At 71.4% G+C, this 19,913-nt stretch carries 15 protein-coding genes; 7 read left to right on the forward strand and 8 right to left on the reverse strand.

Annotated elements, in window-relative coordinates; translation table 11 throughout:
• Positions 1-39: 39 nt before the first annotated feature.
• Both MLE42_RS07985 and MLE42_RS07990 read right to left on the reverse strand, forming a co-directional pair.
• Entirely contained in the window at positions 40-1,173 is a 1,134-nt protein-coding gene (locus MLE42_RS07985; protein ID WP_243287350.1) for a hybrid sensor histidine kinase/response regulator, read from the reverse strand.
• A 14-nt stretch (positions 1,174-1,187) separates the two neighbouring features.
• The gene (locus tag MLE42_RS07990; protein WP_243287351.1) at positions 1,188-3,782 is read right to left on the reverse strand and encodes an ATP-binding protein; all 2,595 of its coding nucleotides are present in this window, start codon (positions 3,780-3,782) and stop codon (positions 1,188-1,190) included.
• A gap of 189 nt (positions 3,783-3,971) precedes the next feature.
• On the opposite strand from MLE42_RS07990, the gene modA reads away from it, so the two are divergent.
• Genes modA through MLE42_RS08005 form a run of 3 tightly spaced genes read left to right on the forward strand, consistent with a single transcriptional unit; the run spans position 3,972 to position 6,531 of the window.
• The gene (gene modA, locus MLE42_RS07995) at positions 3,972-4,766 is read left to right on the forward strand and encodes a molybdate ABC transporter substrate-binding protein (protein WP_243287352.1); all 795 of its coding nucleotides are present in this window, start codon (positions 3,972-3,974) and stop codon (positions 4,764-4,766) included.
• On the forward strand, positions 4,766-5,440 hold the full coding sequence (gene modB, locus MLE42_RS08000; protein WP_243287353.1) for a molybdate ABC transporter permease subunit: 675 nt from the start codon (positions 4,766-4,768) through the stop codon (positions 5,438-5,440). Before modA ends, modB begins: the two co-directional genes overlap by 1 nt.
• Entirely contained in the window at positions 5,425-6,531 is a 1,107-nt protein-coding gene (locus MLE42_RS08005) for an ABC transporter ATP-binding protein (protein WP_243287354.1), read from the forward strand. Before modB ends, MLE42_RS08005 begins: the two co-directional genes overlap by 16 nt.
• On the opposite strand, the gene MLE42_RS08010 is transcribed toward MLE42_RS08005, so the two are convergent.
• Positions 6,532-7,587, reverse strand: coding sequence for a S41 family peptidase (locus tag MLE42_RS08010; RefSeq protein WP_243287355.1), 1,056 nt, complete (start codon positions 7,585-7,587; stop codon positions 6,532-6,534).
• Positions 7,588-7,679: 92 nt separating this feature from the next.
• Here MLE42_RS08010 and MLE42_RS08015 point away from each other — a divergent pair, with 92 nt between their 5' ends.
• Positions 7,680-8,120, forward strand: a complete 441-nt coding sequence (locus tag MLE42_RS08015) for an Lrp/AsnC family transcriptional regulator (RefSeq protein WP_243287356.1) — start codon at positions 7,680-7,682, stop codon at positions 8,118-8,120.
• A 46-nt stretch (positions 8,121-8,166) separates the two neighbouring features.
• Here MLE42_RS08015 and gcvPB read toward each other — a convergent pair whose 3' ends face one another.
• The 5 genes from gcvPB to rpiB form a co-directional block, all read right to left on the reverse strand.
• Positions 8,167-9,696, reverse strand: a complete 1,530-nt coding sequence (gene gcvPB, locus MLE42_RS08020) for an aminomethyl-transferring glycine dehydrogenase subunit GcvPB (protein ID WP_243287357.1) — start codon at positions 9,694-9,696, stop codon at positions 8,167-8,169.
• A 10-nt stretch (positions 9,697-9,706) separates the two neighbouring features.
• Positions 9,707-11,059 carry an aminomethyl-transferring glycine dehydrogenase subunit GcvPA gene (gcvPA, locus tag MLE42_RS08025; RefSeq protein WP_243287358.1) on the reverse strand — a complete coding sequence of 451 codons (1,353 nt, stop codon included), beginning with the start codon at positions 11,057-11,059 and terminating at the stop codon, positions 9,707-9,709.
• Between the two features lie 111 nt (positions 11,060-11,170).
• Positions 11,171-13,972, reverse strand: coding sequence for a patatin-like phospholipase family protein (locus MLE42_RS08030; RefSeq protein ID WP_243287359.1), 2,802 nt, complete (start codon positions 13,970-13,972; stop codon positions 11,171-11,173).
• A complete protein-coding gene (gene rph, locus MLE42_RS08035) occupies positions 13,969-14,688 on the reverse strand; it encodes a ribonuclease PH (RefSeq protein WP_243287360.1) in 720 nt (239 codons plus the stop codon). Before rph ends, MLE42_RS08030 begins: the two co-directional genes overlap by 4 nt.
• Positions 14,688-15,119: a ribose 5-phosphate isomerase B gene (rpiB, locus tag MLE42_RS08040; protein WP_243287361.1), complete on the reverse strand. Its 432-nt coding sequence runs from the start codon at positions 15,117-15,119 to the stop codon at positions 14,688-14,690. Before rpiB ends, rph begins: the two co-directional genes overlap by 1 nt.
• An 86-nt stretch (positions 15,120-15,205) precedes the next feature.
• On the opposite strand from rpiB, the gene MLE42_RS08045 reads away from it, so the two are divergent.
• From MLE42_RS08045 to MLE42_RS08055, 3 genes are read left to right on the forward strand one after another with little or no spacing between them, the layout of a single operon-like run.
• Entirely contained in the window at positions 15,206-18,331 is a 3,126-nt protein-coding gene (locus MLE42_RS08045) for a DEAD/DEAH box helicase (protein ID WP_275975776.1), read from the forward strand.
• Positions 18,328-19,302 carry an SWIM zinc finger family protein gene (locus MLE42_RS08050; protein ID WP_243287362.1) on the forward strand — a complete coding sequence of 325 codons (975 nt, stop codon included), beginning with the start codon at positions 18,328-18,330 and terminating at the stop codon, positions 19,300-19,302. The genes MLE42_RS08045 and MLE42_RS08050 overlap by 4 nt, the downstream gene beginning before the upstream one ends.
• Positions 19,303-19,320: 18 nt before the next feature.
• Positions 19,321-19,695 (forward strand): RidA family protein, encoded by a 375-nt coding sequence (locus tag MLE42_RS08055; RefSeq protein WP_243287363.1) that lies wholly within the window; start codon positions 19,321-19,323, stop codon positions 19,693-19,695.
• The last annotated feature ends 218 nt before the right edge of the window (positions 19,696-19,913 follow it).

The following is a 19,913-nucleotide window of genomic DNA, read 5'->3' on the forward strand; positions in this document are numbered from 1 at the left end:
CCGGGGAGCCCTCTATTGTGCCTTCGGGACGGACGGCCGTCAGCAGGGGAGGAGGATGCTGAAGCTGGAGCCGAAGCCCACCTGGCTCTGGGCGCGGATCTGGCCTTTGTGGGCCGCCACCAGGCGCTGGACGATGGCCAGGCCCAGCCCCACCCCCTGGCTGGCATCGCCGCGCTCGGTTTGCCGGAAGGGGTCGAAGATGTACGGGAGGTCTCCCGCCGGGATGCCTCGCCCCGTGTCGATGACCGACAGGCGGAGGAAGCGCAGGCCGGCCTCCACGCCGGAGCCGAACTCGACCCCCGCCTCCATCCGCACGGCCCCGCCCCTGGGGGTGAACTTGAATGCGTTGTCCACCAGGTTCACCAGGACACGGTCCAGCTTCGACACGTCCCCACGGATCATCGGCAGGCCCTCGGGGACCGCCACCTGGAATTCAAGGCCCGCCGAGGCGGCCCGCAGGGGGTACGGGGACATCAGGGCCCGCAGCCAGGGGCCAGGGTCGATCTCTCCGAACTCCATGGGGAGCTGCCCGCTCTCGCTGCGGTAGATCTCCAGCATCTCGTCGAGCAGGGTCTTGATCCGCCCGACGGAGGCCTCGGCCTTGTCCAGCGCCCCGTCTCTCGCCGGGCCGCCCTCCCGCAGCCGCTCCAGGACGAGCCCCAGCACGGTCAGCGGCGAACGGAGGTCGTGGACCAGCATGGTGGTGAAGTTGGTCTTGAGGGTGTTCACCTCTTTGAGCTTGAGGTTGGCGTCCATCAGGTTCTGGTTCTGGATCTCCAGCTCGCGCTGGAGCCGGCCCAGGTTGACCTGATGCTCCACCCGCACCAGCACCTCCTCCGCGCTGAAGGGCTTGGTCACGTAATCACGTCCGCCCACCCGGAAGGCCCTGACCTTGTCCAGCGGGTCGTCCAGGGCGCTGATGAAGATGATGGGGATGCGGGCCAGCACCGGATCCTGCTTGAAGGCCTCGCAGGTCTCGTAGCCGTCCATGCCGGGCATGTTCACGTCGAGCATCACCAGCTCGGGCGGATGGCGGCGGGCGGCCGCCAGCGCCATGGCGCCGGAGGGCACGGCTCGGACCCGGTACTGGCGCTCCCGCAGCACCGCGCCCAGCAGATCGAGGTTGGCCGCGTTGTCGTCCACGATGAGGATGTCGCCCTGGGGAACCAGCATGTCGGCCTCCTGATTCATCGGTTCAGCGCTTCGAGCAGTGCCTCGAGCTTGTAGGCCTTGAGCAGCCGCCGCAAGTCCTCCGCCAGCGCGCTGTGGCCGAGCCCGTCCACCAGGGCCAGGGCCGCCACGGTGTCGCCCGTGACGACCGCCTCCTTCAGCGAGGCCCGCCACGATTCCGGCTGGAGCTGGAGGCCGGCCAAGTCGCCGGGCGCTGGCGGGACCTCGGGTTCCCGGGTGAGGAAGCGCAGGCCGAGCAGGCGGCCGGCCACCTCGAAGAGCTGCGCCTCGCGGAAGGGCTTGCCCAGGAAGTCGTCGAAGCCCGCCCTGCGGAGGGTCTCCCGGTCCAGGTCGATGACGCTCGCGGAGATGGCCACGACGAAGGTGTGCGCAAGCCCCTGCTCCAGCTCCTTCCCGCGCAGGACCTGCAGGGCCTCGAAGCCGCTCATGCGCGGCATCCGGAGGTCCATCCAGATCAGGTCCGGGCGGTGGCGCTCCCAGAGCTCCAGGGCCTCGACGCCATCGGCCGCCGTGCGCACCTGGAAGCCGACGGAGGCCAGAAGCTGGGCGAGCAGGTCGCGGTTCTCGGGCCGGTCGTCCACCACGAGCACCGCGGGGCGCCGCTGCCCGGGCGCCAAGCCCACCACCTGGCCGCCTCCCGCCAGTTCCAGGGGCGGTTCCGCCTCCTCCATGGGCAGCTCGAAGCTGAACCGGCTGCCTTCGCCCAGCCGGCTCTGGAGCCGCAGGTCTCCGCCCATGAGGTGGACCAGGGAGCGGCTGATGTGGAGGCCCAGGCCCGTGCCCTCGGCCGCCAGCGGCTGGGTCGAGGCCTGGAAGAAGGCCTGGAAAAGCTGCCGCTGGTCCTCTTCGGAGATCCCCGGGCCCGTATCCTCCACGGCGAAGGTCGCCCGGCCCGCCACGTACCCCGCCCGGAGGGTCACCGACCCCTGCCGGGTGAACTTCACGGCGTTCCCCAGCAGGTTCACCAGCACCTGCCGGAGCTTGGGCGCATCCCCCTCCAGGTGGGGCGGCAGGGCCGGATCCACCTCCAGCCGCAGCTCCAGCCCCTTCGCCTCGGCCCGGATCCGCTGCATGTCCACCACCCCCTCCAGGAGGGCGGCGGTGCCGAAGGGCTCCGGACGCAGCTCCAGGCCGCCGGATTCGATCTTGCTGAGGGACAGCACGTCGTTGATGAGGGACAGCAGGTGCTCGCCGGCGGCCAGAATGCGGCCCAGCTGCTCGTGATCCTCCGGGCTGCGCCCGGACCGCCGCGCCATCAGCTGGGCGTAGCCGAGGATGGCGTTCAGCGGCGTGCGGAGCTCGTGGCTCATGTTGGAGAGGAAGGCGCTCTTCGCACGGTTGGCCGCCTGGGCGTTCGCCTCGCTGGCCCGCAGGCCGGCCTCCAGGGCCTTCCGCTCCGACAGGTCCGAGGCGACGCTCAGATAGCCCATCGGCTCCCCCTCGGCGCCCGTCACCTGGGAGAGGGCCACCAGCATGGGGACGCGCCGCCCGTCCCTGGCCCGGAAGGTCCATTCCCTCTGGTCGGGCCCCGTCTCCGTGAGCAGGCGGATGATCTCGAGGTCGGTGGCCACCGGCCGGCCCGCGCGCCGGGCCAGCTCCTCGGCCCGGGCCGCCACTTCCTCCGGATCGAGCCAGATCGCGGACGGCTGGCCCAGGACCTCGTCGGCGCGGTAGCCCAGCAGGGTCTCCGCATAGGGATTGAACCGGCGCACCAAGCCGTCCCGGTCGCGGACGATGACGGCCACCTGGGCGTTCTGCAGCACCGCGCGCTCGCCGGCCTCCTGTTCGGCCAGGGCCTGGATGGTCTCCCGCAGCCGCGCGACCATGCGGTTCAGCTCGTGTCCCAGGTCCGCGAGCTCGTCCCGCCCCCGGATCTCGACCCGGGCCGCCAGATCGCCCTCGGCGGCGCGGCGCACCTGCGTCACCATCCCCCGGATGCTGCCGGAGAGGTCGCGGGCGATCAGGTAGCCCAAGCCCAGGGCCGTGACCAGCCCGGCGAAGATCATGGCGTAGGACAGCACCCGGGTCCGGCGGGCCCGCGCCGCCATGGCCTCCAGGGTCTGCTGGGCCGCGTCCTCCTGGGCCTGCACCAGCCCCGCGAGCAGGTTGGTCAGCGGCAGGATCTCCGGCAGCAGGTCGTCGTCCACGAAGCGCCCGAGCTCCGGCAGCCGGCCTTCGGCCAGGAGCTCCTCCAGCCGGTCGAGGTCCGAGGCCAGGTAGAGCGAGAGGTGGTCCACGCGCACCAGCGCGTCCGCATACGTCTGGGCCGGCGCGGAGGCCTTGAACTCCGCCCAGTGGCGGCCCGCCTCCCGCCGGGCGGAGCGCACCTGCGCGAGCCCCTCGGCGGGCTCCAGGGTGCCTCCCCGCACCTGGCGGGCGGCAAACAGGATGCGGATGCCGTAGGCGTCCGACACCACCTTCAAGTGGCGCACCGGTACCATGCGGTTCTCGAAGACCCGGATGGCCTGCTGTTCCTCCTGGTGGAGCAGGCCGAGCTGGATCAGCGCCAGCCCCGCCAGGATCGCGGCCACGGCGCTGTACCCCAGCCAGAGTTTGGTGGCGATGCGAAACCGGCTGAGGAACACGGTCATGCGGCCTTCCCTCGGGGTCCGATGGCCGGTTCGGCCCAGGATGGGAACCCCTGGGGGTCCGGCCAGTGGTGTGGCGGTGGTTCCGTGGAATGATGACGGGACGCCCCGCTGGCGGCAATGTTTCCAGTCCCGCCGGCTTAGAATCGAACCAGCGCCCTGGCGTCCGCCGCGCCCAGCCCGGAACCCACCATGCCCACCCTCCGCCTCCGCCTGCGCTCCGCCTTCGTGGCCCTCGGCGTCCTGGGCTTCGGTGTGGCGCCCGCCGCGCCTCCGCCGGCCCCGCCCCTGGCCATCGCCGCCGCGGCGGACCTGCAGTTCGCCCTCACCGAGGTGAAGACGGCCTTCCTGACGGCCCATCCCGGCCAGGCGGTGACCCTCACCTACGGCTCCTCCGGCAACTTCTACACCCAGCTCACCAACAAGGCGCCCTTCGACCTCTTCCTGTCCGCGGACCTCGCCTATCCGAAGAAGCTGGTGGAGGCGGGCCTGGCGGACGGCAGCACCGAATTCCGCTACAGCCGGGGCCGCCTGGTGCTGTGGGTGCCGAAGGGCTCGCCCATCCCGGTGGAGCAGGGCATGCCGGCGCTGCTGCATCCCGCCGCCCGCAAGGTGGCCATCGCCAACCCGCGCCACGCACCCTACGGCCGCGCCGCGGAGGCCGCCCTGGCGAAGCTCGGCCTTCTGGACGCCGTGCGGCCCCGCCTGGTCTTCGGGGAGAACATCGCCCAGACCGCCCAGTTTGTGCAGACCGGCGCCGCGGACATCGGCATCCTCGCCCTCTCCCTGGCCAAGGCCCCGGCCATGACGGCCACGGGCCGCATGTGGGAGCTGCCCCCGGACGCCCATCCCCCCCTGGACCAGGGAGGGGTGATCCCCAGCCACGCCCGGAACCGCGCCGCCGCCCTGGCCTTCCGGGAGTTCATGATGTCCCCGGCGGGGAAGGCCATCCTGCGGAAGTACGGCTTCACCACGGACGCCCCCTGATGGACTGGCAGGCCATCCGCCTGAGCCTCTGGCTCGCCTCGCTCACCACGGCGGCCCTGCTGGTCCTGGGCCTTCCCCTGGCCTACTGGCTGGCCTTCTCGCGGCGGCGCTGGAAGTTCCTGGTGGAGGCGGTGGTGGCCATGCCCCTGGTGCTGCCGCCCACGGTGCTGGGCTTCTATCTGCTGCTGGCCATGGGTCCCCGCAGCCCCCTGGGCCGCGCCTGGGAGAGCCTCTTCGGCAGCACGCTGCCCTTCTCCTTCGAGGGCCTGCTCATCGCCTCCGTGCTCTACAGCCTGCCCTTCATGATCCAGCCGCTGGCGGCGGCCTTCGCCTCCGTGGACCGCAGCCTCATCGAGGCCTCCTGGTGCCTGGGCGAATCCCGGGCCCGCACCTTCCTCCGCGTGATCACGCCCCTCTCCTGGGCGGGCATCCTCACGGGCCTGGTGCTCACCTTCGCCCACACCCTGGGCGAGTTCGGCGTCGTGCTCATGGTGGGCGGCAACCTGCCGGGCCGCACCCGCACCGTGAGCATCGCGATCTACGACCAGGTGCAGGCCATGGACTACGCACCGGCGGGGCGCACGGCCGCCCTGCTGCTGGGCGTGTCCTTCCTCGTCCTGGCCTTCACCTACGCCCTGCAACGCCGCCAGAGGAAGCCGTGGACACTCACCTGAGCTCCGGCGGCCCCTACCTGCAGGCGGAGGCCGAGCGACGCTTCCCGGGCGGGCCCACCATCGAGGCGCGCTTCGAGATCCCCGAGCCTGGCTTCTCCATCACCGTGCTCTTCGGGCCGTCAGGATCGGGCAAGACCACCGCCCTGCGTCTCCTCGCGGGGCTGGAACCCGTGGATCGCGGATGCATCCGCGTGGACGGCGAGACGTGGTCCGACGCCCGGGCCCGGGTCCACCGCCCACCCCAGGCCCGCCACCTGGGCTTCCTCTCCCAGGCCTACGACCTGTTCCCCCACCTCACGGTGGCCGCGAACCTCGGCTACGGGCTGACGGCGCCAGAGCGGCCCGCCCGCGTGGCGGAACTCATCCCGCTGCTCGGTCTGGAGGGGCTCGGCGGCCGCCTCCCCGGGGAGCTCTCCGGAGGCCAGCAGCAGCGCGTGGCCCTGGGCCGGGCCCTGGCCCGGAAGCCCCGCCTGCTGCTGCTGGACGAGCCCCTCTCCGCCCTGGACCGGCCCTCCCAGCAGCGTCTCCGCAAGGAGCTGCGCGAGCTGCTGCGGACGCTCGACATCCCCACGGTCCTCGTCACCCACGACCGTGCCGAGGCCCTCCAGCTGGGCGACCGGCTGGTGGTGATGGACCAGGGCCGCGTCTGCCAGAGCGGGGACATCGGCCAGGTCTTCGACCGGCCCACGGACCCCGCCGTGGCGCGCATCCTGGGCGTCGAGACCGTGGTGCTGGGCCGCATCGAATCCATCGCCGACGGCATGGCCACCATCACCGTGGGCTCGGCGCAGATCCACGCGGCCGATCCGGGGAGCCTCGGCTGGCAGGTCTTCGTCTGCATCCGCGGAGAGGATGTGGCCGTGGAGCGCGGCTGCGGCCCCGGACCCGGATCCACCGTCCGCAACCGCCTGCCCGCCCGCATCACGGCCCTGCAGCCGGAAGGCTCCCTGGTGCGGGTCGCCCTGGATGCGGGCTTCCCGCTGGAGGGCCTCGTCACGCGCCAGGCCTGCGCGGACCTGCGCCTGGCCGAAGGCGACCAGGTCTGTGCCATCCTCAAGGCCGCGGCCGTGCACCTGATTCCGCACGATTGATCAAGGCCTGGCCGCGCCCCGCTCGAGGTCGGCGAGGGCCCGCTCCAGGTCGCGCCGCCCGGCGGGATCCGGCGCCTGGGCCAGCAGCGACCGGAGGATGGCGGTGTGGGCGGTCCGCAGCGCCTCGGCCGCCGGGACGGCCACGTCCGGCTTCACGCCCACGCGCTCCCAGTTGGTGTTCGTCACGGGGTTGATGGCCCGGCCGGTGGGGATGAAGGCGTGGAAGCCGTGGCCCAGGAGCACGGCACCGCCGGGGTTGGCGCCGCCGCCCGTCGTCTCGCCCACCAGCGTGGCCCGCTTCTGGGTCTGGAGATCGTAGGCGCACTCCTCGCCGCCGGAGAAGGTCCGCTTCGAGGTGAGGACGTAGACGGGCTTCAGGTAGCGGGGGGAGGCGGTGGCCGTGGTCCAGTACTGGCGCGTGGCGTTCCGGGGCCGGTTGTAGATGGAGTTGAGGTGGCGCGCGTCGCCCTCCTCGAAGAAGTGGCTGACTAGGTAGGCCACGCTCTCGGGGTCGCCCCCCCCGTTCTGGCGCAGGTCGAGGATGAGGGCCTCGGTGCCCGACAGGAGGGAGAGGGCCGCGGAGAACGCCGGGCCCACGAGCTCCGTGAGCCCGAAGCCCCGGATGTCCAGGTAGCCCACGTTCCCCGGCAGCTGCTCCACCCGGGCGACACCGAACGCGACGCGCTGGGCGAAGCGCTTCATCTCGGCCAGCTCCTCCCGCGTCGGCGGCTTGTCCTCGTCATCGCTCATGGGCTTGAAGGCCGGGTTGTAGCGCACGCGGAAGTGGCCGTCCTGGCCCAGCTCCCGGAGGTCCCGGGTGAGCGCCTCGGCGAAGGCCCCGGCCGTGGCCGCGCCGTCATAAGCCCCTCCGGCGGCCCTGGCCTTCAGGGCGGCGCCAACCTTCTCGGCCACCTCGGGGAAGACATAGCGGGCCTTCAGCTCCTGGGCGAGGGTCTCCACCACGGCCTTGCGCTGGTCGGGCCGGACGGGGGTAGGTTCCTGGGCGGGGAGGGCCAGGATCAGGCCGGGCAGCAGGACGGGAAGGAACGGATGCATGGGGCCTCCGGAATGACTCAGGTTTCGCGCGGACCGGTGTCCCGGTCTAGCCGGCAGGATGCCGAAAGACCGGCAGGGTGCCATCATGCGGCATGCCCAAGCCCGACCTGGACGACCTGGACCGCCGCCTCCTCGCGGAACTGGGCGCTGACGCGCGGCTGACGCAGGTGGCCCTGGCGGCGCGGGTGGGCCTGTCCCGCTCCGCCGTGCAGGAGCGGCTCAAGCGGCTGGAGCGGGACGGCGTCATCCTCGGCTATACCCTGCGCCTGGGCCACGACTCCCGGCCCGGCGTCCGGGCCTACCTGCTGGTGCGCGGAAGCGGCCCCAGCCACGAGCGGGCCCTGAAGAGGCTGGAGGCCTTTCCCGAGGTGCGGGTGGCCGACAGCGTGAGCGGCGACATCGACCTGGTGCTGCAGCTGGAGGCCGAGCGGCTGGAGGACCTCAACCGCATCCGCGACGAGGTGGCGAAGCTCCCCGGCATCGCCTCCACCCAGACCCTGCTGGTGATGGCGGCGCGCTTCGACCGGCGCTGACACAGAACGGGCCCCGATCGGGGCCCGTTCTCCGTGGACACTCAGGTCAGCCCTTGGTCCACCGAAGCACAGGCTTGCGGGCGGCCGTGGTCTCGTCCATCCGGCGCATGGGGGCCAGGGTCGGCGCCTGGTGCAGGGCCTCGGGATCCGCCTCGACCTCCTTCGCGATGGCGAGGAGGGTGTCGCAGAAGGCGTCCAGCTCGCCCTTGTCCTCGCTCTCCGTGGGCTCGATCATCAGCGCGCCGGGCACGATGAGGGGGAAGTAGATCGTGGGCGGGTGGTAACCGTGGTCGATGAGGCGCTTGGCGATGTCCAGGGTGTGGACATCGTGCTTGGCCTGGAGCGTGTCGCTGAAGACCACCTCGTGCAGGCTGGGCGAGTCGATGTGCAGGGCGTAGGCGCCCTTCAGCCGGGCGCGGATGTAGTTGGCGTTCACGATGGCCCGCAGCGTGGCCTCCCGCAGCCCGTCGGAGCCGTGGCTCAGGCAGTAGGCGAGCGCCCGCACCAGGATCCCGAAGTTGCCGAAGAAGGTGTGCACCTTCCCGATGCTCTGGGGCCGGTTCCAGTCCCAGTGGTAGGTGTGCTTCGGCACCTCGCCCTCGCCCACCTTCACCGTGTCGCGCACGACGACAGGCACGGGCAGGAAGGGCAGCAGCTTCTCGCCCACGCAAACGGGACCCGCGCCGGGGCCGCCGCCGCCGTGGGGCGTGGAGAAGGTCTTGTGCAGGTTCAGGTGCATGACGTCCACGCCGAAGTCGCCGGGACGGGCCACACCCACGAGGGCGTTCATGTTGGCGCCGTCCATGTAGACCAGGGCCCCCACGCTGTGCAGCAGGTCGCTGATCTCCTTGAAGCGGTGTTCGAAGACGCCCACGGTGTTGGGGTTGGTGATCATGGCACCGGCGATCTCGGCGCCCAGCTCGTTCACCAGGGTCTTCAGGCCCTTGCGGACCTTGCCGTTCACGGGATCGGTCACATCCTCGAAGCTGATGGTGCCGTCGGGGCGGGAAGGCAGCTCCACCACCTCGTAGCCCGCCATGGCGGCGGTGGCGGGGTTGGTGCCGTGGCCGCTGTCGGGGATGAGGATCACGCGGCGCTTGGCGCCGTGAGCCACGTGGTAGGCCCGGATCAGCATGACGCCCGTGAGCTCGCCGGCGGCGCCGGCGCTGGGCTGGAGGGTGACGCCGGGCAGGCCGGTGATCTCCTTCAGCCACTCCTGCAGGGTGTAGAGCAGCTCCAGGTTGCCCTGCACGAGGGCGTCCGGCGCCATGGGGTGGCTGTCCGTGAAGCCGGGCAGTCCGGCGACCTTCTCGTTCAGCCGCGGGTTGTGCTTCATGGTGCAGGAGCCGAGGGGGTAGATGCCGTCGTCCACGCCGTAGTTCCACTTGGAGAGGCGCGTGAAGTGGCGGATGACCTCCACCTCGCTCAGCTCGGGCAGGGCCTCGAAGCCGCTGCGCTTGAGGTGGGCGGGGCGGGTGTCCTTGGCGGCGGGCACGTCGAGTTTCGGGAGGTCCATGCCCCGCTTGCCGGGGACGGAGCGTTCGAAGGAGAGGGGTTCGCGCTGACGAAGAAACATGGCTCTCTCCTTAAACCGTAGCCGGGACGCGGGCCAGGATCTCGACGAGGCTCTCGATCATCCGGCGGGTATGGAGCTCCGTGGCGCACCAGAGGAGGCAGCCCTGGTACTCGGGGTAGAAGCGGCCCAGGTCCAGGCCCGGCAGCAGGCTTTCCGCGAAGCAGGCCTCCTGCAGCGCGGCCATGTCGCCCTTGTAGCGCAGCACGAACTCGTTGAAGAAGGGCGCTTCGAAGACCGGCTCCATGTCAGGCAGATCCAGCAGGCGCTGGCGCAGGTGCTGGGCCTTGGCCACGTTCTGCTCCGCCAGGCCCTTCAGCCCCTCGGGGCCGGCGAGCTGCAGGAAGAGGTTGGCCCGCAGGGTCACGAGACCCTGGTTCGAGCAGATGTTGCTGGTGGCCTTGTCGCGGCGGATGTGCTGCTCGCGGGCGGTGAGCGTCAGCACGTAGCCCGTCTTGCCGTCCAGGTCCCTGGTCTGGCCCACCACGCGGCCGGGGATCTCGCGCTTGTGCGCGTCCTTCACCGCCAGGAAGCCCAGGTAGGGCCCGCCGAAGGTGGGCCGGTTGCCGAAGGACATGGCCTCGCCGCAGGCCATGTCGGCGCCCACCTTGCCAGGCGCCTCCAGCCACCCGAAGGCCAGGGCCTCCTGGGTGACGCTCACCAGCAGGGCGCCGGCGGCATGGACGGGGCCGGCCAGGGCCGTGAGGTCCTCCACGGCCCCCAGGAAGTTGGGGTAGCCCACCAGCACGGCGGCCACATCCTCGTTCAGCTTGGCCTGCAGGTCAGCCGCATCCGTCACGCCATCCTTGAGGCCCACTTCGACGAGGTGCAGATCCTGGTGGGGCGCGAAGGCCGTCTTGAGCACCTCGCGGTAGAGGGGGTGGAGGCCCCGGCTCACCAGCACGGTGTGGCGCTTCTTCTGGACGCGCACGGCCATGAGGGCGGTTTCCACGCAGGCGGTGCCGCCGTCGTAGAGGCTGGCGTTGGTCACGTCCAGGCCCGTCAGGTCGCAGATGAGCGTCTGGTACTCGAAGATGTGCTGCAGCGTGCCCTGGCTGATCTCGGGCTGGTAGGGCGTGTAGGCCGTGAACCACTCCTGGCGGCTCACCATGGCGTCGATGGCCGCGGGCACGAAGTGGTCGTAGGCGCCGGCCCCCAGGAACTGCGCGCAGAAGCGGCGGTTCTTGTTGGCCAGATCCAGCATCTGCCAGGCCACTTCCTGCTCGGAGCCCTGGGTGGGCAGGTCCAGGTCCCGGTTCAGGCGCAACCCCTCCGGAATGCCCGAGAGGAGATCCTCGGCGCGGGCGACGCCGATCGTGTCCAGCAGGGCTCGATCTTCGGCAGGAGAAGAGGGCAGGTAGCGCATGACGGCCTCGGGTGAGAGCGGAGGAAATCCCAGCTCTTCAGGGTATCAGCCCAGGGCCGGAGCCCCATCTGTGCAGGCGATCACAGACCACCCCGGCACAGACCACTACCCTTACCTTCGCTTCCAGAAGTCGAAGGGCTGGGTCCCGATGACCACGTCGAAGCTGCCCGTGGCCGGGTGGGTTCCCTGGGGCGTCCTCAGCTTGAGGAACCCATAGGACAGCTCCACATAGAACTTGGACAGCAGGGTGGTGCGCACCAGGAGCCCCTTGCCTTCGGCCCGGTAGTCGGTGTCCACGTGGAAGAGGGTGTCCGCCTCCCGGGACAGCCAGGCCAGGTCGAAGCGCGGCACCACTTCCAGGGTGAGGCCCAGGCCGCTGTAAATGCGGAAGGGCACGCCGAACCTCGCCACCCCGAAGTTGGGCGCCACGAGGCCCGAGGCCCGGGAGCCGAGGACGAAGGAGGGCCCTCCCAGGACCCACCAGCGGTCCAGGGGCAGCCGGCGGCCCTGGCCCCACTCCAGATCCAGGTCGGCCCCCACGAACTCGGTGAACGCATGCAGGCCCCGGGCCCGGAAGTAGGCCTGCTGGAAGTCACCGCCGGGGAGGGCGCCGGCCTTCGTCCGGCCCGCGCCGCCCCGGAGCCTCAGGAGCAGCCCCTCCCGGGGCAGGGTGTGCCGGTCGAAGTTGTCCCATTCCGCGAAGAGGAAGGCCGCGTCCTGGGCCTGGGTCTGGCGTAGCCCCTCCTCCAGGAAGGCCACGTTCCGCCGCTCCAGGTCGAAGCTCACCTTCCCCGTCCCCAGGTTGCTGAACCGGAAGTAGGTCCGCAGCACCAGATCCGAGGCGCTGATGCGCCCCTCCACACCGCCGATGGGCAGCTGGGGGACGGGCCACAGCGGGGGCACCTCCAGGCGCTGCTGCCAGTAGTTCCCGCTGAGCTCCATCCCAGCTCCCGGCGAGAAGCTGAAGGGGGCCCGCAGGGCGAGGGTGGCCTGCTGCTGCAGCCGGTTGCGGGCCGCGCTCAGTTCCAGTTCCGAGCCCGTGAAGCCCAGGTTGAGGGCCTGGTAGGTCAGGCCCAGCTGCCCGCCCAGCGTGCTTTCGTAGCCGAGGGACAGGTCGAGCCGATCCTGCCGCTGGGGCACGGGGATCAGGGTCAGGATGGTTCCCCCCCGGCCGTCGGGGCGGGTGAGGTAGTGCAGCTCGGCCAGATGGAGTCGATGCTCGGCCAGGGCGATGCGCTGCTGGAGGCTGACCGGCCGGAAGGGCCAGCCCTCCAGGCGGCCCAGGATCCGCAGCAGGTGGGCCTCGTCCACCGCCGGGCCGGACGCGGGCCACACATTGACCTGGGTGATCAGGGGTTCCCGGAGGACCACGCTGAGGCGGCCGGACTCGGGGTCGAAGCCGGATCCGCGCGCATCCACGAGGGGGCTGCCGTCCATCAGGAGGCTGTAGACCACCTGGGACACCACGTCCCCGAAGGTCTTGGGATTGAAGGGGGTACCGACCTTGATCCGGCTGGCCACGGCCCGCTCGACGCGGGGGATCCAGGCCGGCGGCGCGTTCACGGCCAGCTCGGTCACCCGCGGATAGGGCCGCAGGTGGACGGTCAGGGTCCGGTCGGGCTCCACCGTGGCCCAGGCCTCCCGCGCGAGCCCGTGGACCAGGACCTGCTGGAGGAGGATCCGCACATCCAGCAGGGAGAAACCGCCCGCACCGGGGGCGGCGCCGGGGACGGTTTTCAGGGTCGCGGACAGGATTCCCTCCAGGGTCTCTCCGACCGGAAGGGGGCTCTCGAAGACCACCCGATCCGCCGGCAGGACCTCCTGCCCCGCAGTCTTCCCGCGCAGGAAGGTCGCGAGTGCCTCCAGGCGGGCATCGAAGGCCTCGCGGCCCTGGAGCACCAGCTTCGGCGCCAGGCTCCCGTATTCCAGGAAGGGGGCGTCGCGGATGTCGGGCCGGATGAGGAAGTCCGCCGCGGCGCGGCTCTCCCACTGGCGGCGCTCCACCACCAGGTCCAGGCTGCGGGAGGCCACGGAGAAGATGCTGGTGGCCTGGCGGTGCTCAAGGGGGTTGCTGATGTCCACCGCGATGACCACGTCGGGATGGAAGGCCTCCTTCGCCGTGGACACGGGCAGGTTCTCCACCAGGGCGCCGTCGACGTACTGCTGCCCTTCGATCATCACGGGCCGGAAGCCCCCGGGCACCGCCATGGAGGCGCGCACAGCCTCCACCAGGTCCCCGTTGCCGAAGACCCGCCCCTGGCCCGTCTCCAGGTTCGTGGCCAGGATCCGGAGGGGCCGCCGGAGCCGGTCGAAGTCCCCTTCAGAGAAGTAGGCGCCCCGGGCCAGCAGGCCCTGGAGGGTGCGCTGCACCTCCACGCCGCTCCGCAGCCCCTGCGCGAAGGTCGTCTGCTTGTTCTTGCGTTCGATGGACATGAGGGTGGACTCGCGGTCCTCCTGCTCGTCCAGGGTCTCGCCGGGGTTGCGGAGCAGCGGCTCCAGGAAGGCGCGGGTCAGGTCCAGGCGGCGGAAGAGATCCTCGATCTCGCCGCCCGTGAAGCCGCTGGCGTAGAGGGCCCCCACCAGGGCCCCGGCGCTGGTGCCCGTGACGCTGTCCAGGGGGAAACCCACCTCCTCGAAGCGCTGCAGCACCCCGATGTGCGCCAGGCCGCGGGCCCCGCCCCCGCTGAGGGCCAGGGCCACCCGCGGCATGCCGGGGATCTCCACCCGGGGCACGAAGCGGAACACCATGTCCGGCGGCTGGACCTGGACCTCGATGCGACGGGGAAGGGCGGGCGACTGGGCGGGGGGGACGGCCTGGGCCGCCAGCATGGCCGGCACCGCCAGGGCCACCAGGGCTGGTACGGCCTGGGTCAGCAGGGCCGGCACGGCCGGGGCCAGCAGCCCCCGCCTCATGCGAGCGCCGCCCGCTGTGCCTCCATCAGCGCCGCACATCCCGCAAGGCCCAGGTCCACCAGCCCGTCGGCCTCGGCGCGGCTGAAGGGGCGGCCTTCGCCCGTGCCCTGGAGCTCCACCAGCATCAGCTCGCCTCCCCCGGTGGCCGCGCGAGCCGCCACCAGGTTGCAGTCCACCGCGGCCAGATGGTCCTCCTCGTACTCGAGGTCCAGCACCAGGCCCCGGCGTCCGTCGCCCGCTTCCACGATGCCCGCGCTCACCGCAGCCACCTGGCGGACCAGGGCCGCCTCTAGCCCCCGGGCCCGCAGGGCCAGCGCCGCGGCCACCCAGGCTCCGGTGATCGAGGCGCAGCGGGTGCCTCCGTCGGCATTCAGCACGTCGCAGTCCACCGTGAGGGTGCGCTCGCCCAGCGCGCCCAGGTCCACCGCCTGGCGGAGGCTGCGGCCGATGAGCCGCTGGATCTCCACCGTGCGGCCCTGTTGCTTCCCCCGGGCGGCTTCGCGGTCAGACCGCGTGTTCGTGGCCGCGGGCAGCATGCCGTATTCCGCGGTGAGCCAGCCCGTGCCCCGGCCCTTCATCCAGCCGGGCACCTTCTCCTCCAGGCTGGCGGCGCAGAGCACATGGGTGCGGCCCATCCGGATCAGGCAGGATCCGGCCGCGTGGAGCTGGACGCCGGTTTCAAATTCCAGGCTTCGAAGGTCGTCGCCGCGACGCATCAGCACCCCTTCCACTCGATCTTGTCCACACGCCGCTGGTGGCGCCCGCCTTCAAAAGGTGTTTCCAGGAACAATTTCAGGTAGTATTCCGCCTTGAGCGGATCCGTCAGCCGCTGGCCGAAAGCGATGGCGTTCGCGTCATTGTGCTGCCGTGCCAGTGCCGCGTGCTCAGGGGAGGTCACCAGCGCGCAGCGGATGCCGGCATGGCGGTTGGCCGAGATGCTGATGCCGATGCCGGAGCCGCAGACCAGCACCAGGCGCTCCCATTGATCCATGCCCTGCGCCGCCCGGTGCGCGAAATCCGGGTAGTCCACCGAGACCGTCCCGTCCGTGCCGAAATCCACCACCTCATGTCCCTGACCCAGGGCCCACGCCTTCAGCCGTTCCTTCAGGTCGAACCCCGCATGATCGCTTGCAAAGCCGAGTCTCATCGTCCTGCTCCCTGGGCCGCGCCCCATAGCCCCAAGCCTACATCGGCCGGCGCGCGCGCCACCCGATATCTAGGGTCCGCCTCTTCATGCTGAACCCCTTCCTCCAGTACCGCCCCCAGGATCGGGGCTTCCTGCTCTGCATGCCCGAGGCGGTGGAACCCGCCGAGTGGGCACGCGCCCTCCGGACCCTCCCGGGCGAGCTGCAGGGCCGCGAGCGCCTCACCCCCGCCAAGGCCCAGATCTTCCTGCCGGACGCCGCCCTGGTGGAGATGCACGCGGTGCCCCTCCGCTGGCAGCGGGCCTACCCCTGGCTCTCCTCCCTAGCCCTCCGCCCGGCCCACGCCGGGCCCACCCTCCGCTACTGGGCCACGGCCCTGCGCCTGCTCCAGTCGCTCGTGGTCCGCGGCGCCCTGCTGCCCCAGCTGGACACCCGCGGAAACCCCTGGAAGGCCCGCTGGGGCGTGAGCCTCACCAGCCCCTCGGACCGCACCGCCCTCCGCCAGCTGGCGGAGGCCATGCCTCCGGCGGCCCTGGCCTTCCCCGAGAACGACACCTGGGCCTTCACCAAGACCGTGGCCCTGGGGGAGCTGGACGCCTTCGACATCGAGGACGACCTGGCCATGCCGCCCTCCGTGGACGCCGTGCTGTCGGCCTTCCTGGAGGACGGGGCGGACTTCATCATGCGCTTCGTGGCCGGCGGCCTGCGGGCCGGCGATGATCCCCGCCTGGGCCTCATCCACCGGCTGCGGGGGCACAAGCGGGACCGCCTGCCCTGGGACGAGCGCCTCATGGTGGCCCTGTCCCACCAGCTCCCGGAGTTTCCCACCATCGGCATCACCGAGCGCACCCTGGGCGAGCAGCTGGCGCAATGGAGCGAGGGCGCCCGGCCCCAGTGGGTGCGGCCCCGCCTGGCCCTGGAGGCCCCGCCCGTGCCCACCCACAGCCAGGCCGTGCAGGAGGCCGACCGGCTCGTGGAGGAGGGGTGGATCCTGAAGGTGGGCCTGGAGACCGAAGCGGGCGTGGACATCGGCGTCGCCAAGCTCTGGGAGCCCAGCACCGAGCCCGAGGTGCTCCAGGCGCGCCAGATCCTCCTGCGGGGCCTGGCCCGCGCCGTGCCTTTCTTCCCCGCACTCGAGCGGGCCCTGGCGGGACAGCGCCCCGAGGACCTGCTGCTGCGCCCCACCGAGGCCTGGAGCTTCCTGACCCGGGGCGCGGCCCAGCTGAAGGAGGCCGGCTTCCTCGTCCACATCCCCGAGGCCCTGGCGGATTTCGGCGGTGCCAAGCGGCTGCGCGCCAAGGTGCGCCTGGGCGCCCGCAGCGTCATCGAATCGGCCCCCGCCACCCAGGTGGGCCTGGAGGGCAGCGTCAGCGCCGACTGGTCGCTCATGTTGGGCGACGACGCCCTGAGCGTGGAGGACTTCGCCCAGATGGCGAGCCTCAAGCACCCGCTGGTGGCCTGGAAGGGCAAGTGGGTGGCCCTGGATCCCGAGACCCTCAAGCAGATCTCCACGGTCCTCCAGGCCAGCCGGGGCGCCGGCTTCGAGAGCATGACCAAGGGCGAGGCCCTGGCCGCCGCCCTCACGGGCACCGCCCGCATCCCCGGCGTGAGCGAGGCCATCGAAGTGGAGGTGGCCGGCGACTTCGGCGCCGCCCTGGAGGACCTCAAGATCCTGCCCGACAAGCCCATCACCCAGCCCGTCACCTTCCATGGCCAGCTGCGCCCCTACCAGCTGCGCGGCCTGGCTTGGCTGGAGGGCCTGTCGCGCCTGGGCCTGGGCGGCATCCTGGCCGACGACATGGGCCTGGGCAAGACCATCCAGGTGCTGGCCCTGCTGCTGCACCGCCAGGAGCAGAGCCCCGAGCACGGACCCGCCACCCTGCTGGTCTGCCCCACCTCGCTGCTGGGCAACTGGGAGCGCGAGCTGGCCAAGTTCGCGCCCAGCCTGCCGGTCTTCGTGCACCACGGCAACAACCGCGATCCCCTGCCCGGCACCTTCAAGCCGCACACCCTCGTGCTCACCACGTACGGCGTGGTGCGCCGCGAGGAGGACACGTTCTCCGCCCGCGCCTGGGGCATGGTGGTGGTGGACGAGGCCCAGGCCATCAAGAACGCGGGCTCGGCCCAGGCCAAGGCGGTCCGGCGCCTCCGGGGGAGCTTCCGGCTGGCCCTCACGGGCACCCCCATCGAGAACCGGCTCACGGAGCTCTGGTCCATCCTCAGCGCCGCCCTTCCCGGCTACCTGGGCAGCGAGTCGCACTTCAAGGAGGGCTTCGCCACGCCCATCGAGAAGTACCGGGATCCCGATGCCGCCCAGGAACTCCGCCAACGCATCGGCCCCTTCATCCTGCGCCGCCTCAAGAGCGACCGGGCCATCATCCAGGACCTGCCGGACAAGCAGGAGATGAAGGTCTTCACGACGCTGACCCGGGAGCAGGCGGAGCTCTACCAGTACCGCGTCGAGAAGATGGACGAGGAGCTGACCGCCGCCAGCGGCATCGAGCGCCGGGGACGCATCCTGGCCCTCCTCACCCACCTCAAGCAGATCTGCAACCACCCCAGCCAGTTCCTGAAGGCCCAGGGCCCCTACCGCGGCCGCAGCGGCAAGCTGGACCGCCTCACGGAGATGCTCGAGGAGGTCGTCGAGGCTGGCGAGCGCGCCCTGGTCTTCACCCAGTTCAAGGAGATGGGCGACCGCCTGCAAGTGCACCTCCAGGATGCCCTCGGCTTCGAGCCGCCCTTCCTCCACGGCGGCACCACCCGCGAAGGCCGCGACGAGCTGGTGCGCAGCTTCCAGGAGGATCCCGACTCCTCGCCGGTGCTGCTGCTGAGCCTCAAGGCCGGCGGCGTGGGCCTCAACCTCACGGCCGCCACCCATGTCTTCCACTTCGACCGCTGGTGGAACCCGGCCGTGGAGGACCAGGCCACGGACCGCACCTACCGCATCGGCCAGACCAAGAACGTGCAGGTCCACAAGCTGGTCACCATCGGCACCCTGGAGGAGAAGATCGACGCCCTGCTGGAGTCCAAGCGCGACCTCGCGGACCGCGTGGTGGGCACAGGCGAAGGCTGGCTCACGGAGCTGGACGACGAGGCCCTGCGCCGCCTGGTGGCGCTGGATCCGGACGCCGAGCTGATGGATGCCGATGAAGGCGGTGGGGAGGACCAGGCCCCCAGGCCGGTCCGCCGCAAGGCGAAGGAGGTGGCGCCATGATAAGCCACGCCGACCGCTTCGGCACCACCTGGTGGGGCCGCCTCTGGATCCAGGGCCTCGAGAAGCTCGGGGACGACTACGAGAACCGCCTGCCCCGCGGGAAGAAGTACGCGGAGGACGGCCACGTCTCGCACTTCGGCGTCCAGCCCGGCGAGATCCAGGCCCGCGTCCACGGCCGCAAGACCTACAACGTGACCCTGGGCCTGCCCGCCCTCACCGCCGCCCAGTGGGAGAAGGCCCTGGCCCGCATCGCGCAGGAGAGCCGCTTCGTGGCCTCGCTGCTGGCGGGCGAGATGCCCCAGGGCCTGGACGAGACCTTCCGGGAGGCGGGCGCCAGCCTCTACCCCCGCGTGCCCAAGGAGCTGCAGACCCACTGCGACTGCCCCGACTGGGCCAACCCCTGCAAGCACGTGGCCGCCGTCTGCTACGTGATGGCTGAGGCCCTGGACCGCGATCCCTGGCTGCTCTTCGATCTGCGCGGCAAGAGCCGCGACGAGGTGATGCAGGCCCTCCAGACCGCCCTGGGGGCCGCCGCCGTGGCCGCTCCCAAGAAGCGGGGCCGTCCTCCCAAGAAGCAGACGACGGTGGCGGATCTCCTCAAGCGGGAGCAGGCCCAGCCCGAGCCTTGGCGGCACCTTCCCGAGGAGGCCTACGACGCCCTGCCCATGCCCCTCCCCGAGATCGCCATCCCCCGTATGATCCCGCCCGATCCGTCCGTGTTCACCCAGCTGGGCCCCCTGCCCCACGCCCGCATCGAGACCAGCCTCTGCCTGGCGGCCCTCATGCATCGCACCGCCCAGTGGGTGCTGCAGCAGATCGAAGAAGGCCCGCGCCGCCTCGACGACGGCGAAGGCGACGGCGAGCCTGAGCAGCCCGCCTCGCCCTTCGACACGCCCCTGCCGCCCCCGGCCAAGGCGGGCCGGAACTGGCGCCACAAGAAGCGGCGCTGGGGCAAAAAACAAGGACAATAGTCTGTTCCAGGAGTTCCCATGCGCGCCATCTCCACGCCGACCGCCCCCGCCGCCATCGGCCCCTACAGCCAGGCCCAGATCTCCGGCGGCCACCTGTTCACCTCCGGCCAGATCCCCCTCGTCCCGGAAACCATGGAGATGGTCACCGGCCCCATCGAGGCCCAGGCCGAACAGGTGCTGAAGAACCTCAGCGCCGTGCTCGCCGCCGCCAGCACCGGCTGGGACCGGGTGGTGAAGACCACGGTCTTCCTCACGGACATGGGCGACTTCGCGGCCTTCAACGCCGCCTACGAGAAGGCCCTGGGCGCCGCCAAGCCCGCCCGCAGCACCGTGGCTGTGGCCGCGTTGCCCCGCGGCGCGAAGGTCGAGATCGAACTCATCGCCGAAGTGTAGGCACGGTCTCTCCCTTGGCCGCTGGGCGCTCGGCTGCGCCTCGGCGCACGCGGCCCTGGCAGCCCACGAACGCACAGGGCACCGCCCTGTGCTCCCACTCGCCTTCGGCTCGCGGAGTGGGGCCCCCGGTCGAGATCGAACTCATCGCCGAAGTGTAGGCACGGTCTCTCCCTTGGCCGCTGGGCGCTCGGCTGCGCCTCGGCGCACGCGGCCCTGGC

The organism is Geothrix terrae, assembly GCF_022808775.1.
GTDB lineage: Bacteria > Acidobacteriota > Holophagae > Holophagales > Holophagaceae > Geothrix > Geothrix terrae.

What these genes read in the sequence shown, in the direction of transcription:
- modB (WP_243287353.1), top strand. Translation starts at nt 4,766, where the DNA reads ATGGACTGGCAGGCCATCCGCCTGAGCCTCTGGCTCGCCTCGCTCACC.
- MLE42_RS07990 (WP_243287351.1), bottom strand. Translation starts at nt 3,782, where the DNA reads ATGACCGTGTTCCTCAGCCGGTTTCGCATCGCCACCAAACTCTGGCTG.
- MLE42_RS08045 (WP_275975776.1), top strand. Translation starts at nt 15,206, where the DNA reads ATGCTGAACCCCTTCCTCCAGTACCGCCCCCAGGATCGGGGCTTCCTG.
- MLE42_RS08015 (WP_243287356.1), top strand. Translation starts at nt 7,680, where the DNA reads ATGCCCAAGCCCGACCTGGACGACCTGGACCGCCGCCTCCTCGCGGAA.
- MLE42_RS08055 (WP_243287363.1), top strand. Translation starts at nt 19,321, where the DNA reads ATGCGCGCCATCTCCACGCCGACCGCCCCCGCCGCCATCGGCCCCTAC.
- modA (WP_243287352.1), top strand. Translation starts at nt 3,972, where the DNA reads ATGCCCACCCTCCGCCTCCGCCTGCGCTCCGCCTTCGTGGCCCTCGGC.
- rpiB (WP_243287361.1), bottom strand. Translation starts at nt 15,119, where the DNA reads ATGAGACTCGGCTTTGCAAGCGATCATGCGGGGTTCGACCTGAAGGAA.
- MLE42_RS07985 (WP_243287350.1), bottom strand. Translation starts at nt 1,173, where the DNA reads ATGCTGGTTCCCCAGGGCGACATCCTCATCGTGGACGACAACGCGGCC.
- gcvPA (WP_243287358.1), bottom strand. Translation starts at nt 11,059, where the DNA reads ATGCGCTACCTGCCCTCTTCTCCTGCCGAAGATCGAGCCCTGCTGGAC.
- gcvPB (WP_243287357.1), bottom strand. Translation starts at nt 9,696, where the DNA reads ATGTTTCTTCGTCAGCGCGAACCCCTCTCCTTCGAACGCTCCGTCCCC.
- MLE42_RS08030 (WP_243287359.1), bottom strand. Translation starts at nt 13,972, where the DNA reads ATGAGGCGGGGGCTGCTGGCCCCGGCCGTGCCGGCCCTGCTGACCCAG.
- rph (WP_243287360.1), bottom strand. Translation starts at nt 14,688, where the DNA reads ATGCGTCGCGGCGACGACCTTCGAAGCCTGGAATTTGAAACCGGCGTC.
- MLE42_RS08050 (WP_243287362.1), top strand. Translation starts at nt 18,328, where the DNA reads ATGATAAGCCACGCCGACCGCTTCGGCACCACCTGGTGGGGCCGCCTC.
- MLE42_RS08010 (WP_243287355.1), bottom strand. Translation starts at nt 7,587, where the DNA reads ATGCATCCGTTCCTTCCCGTCCTGCTGCCCGGCCTGATCCTGGCCCTC.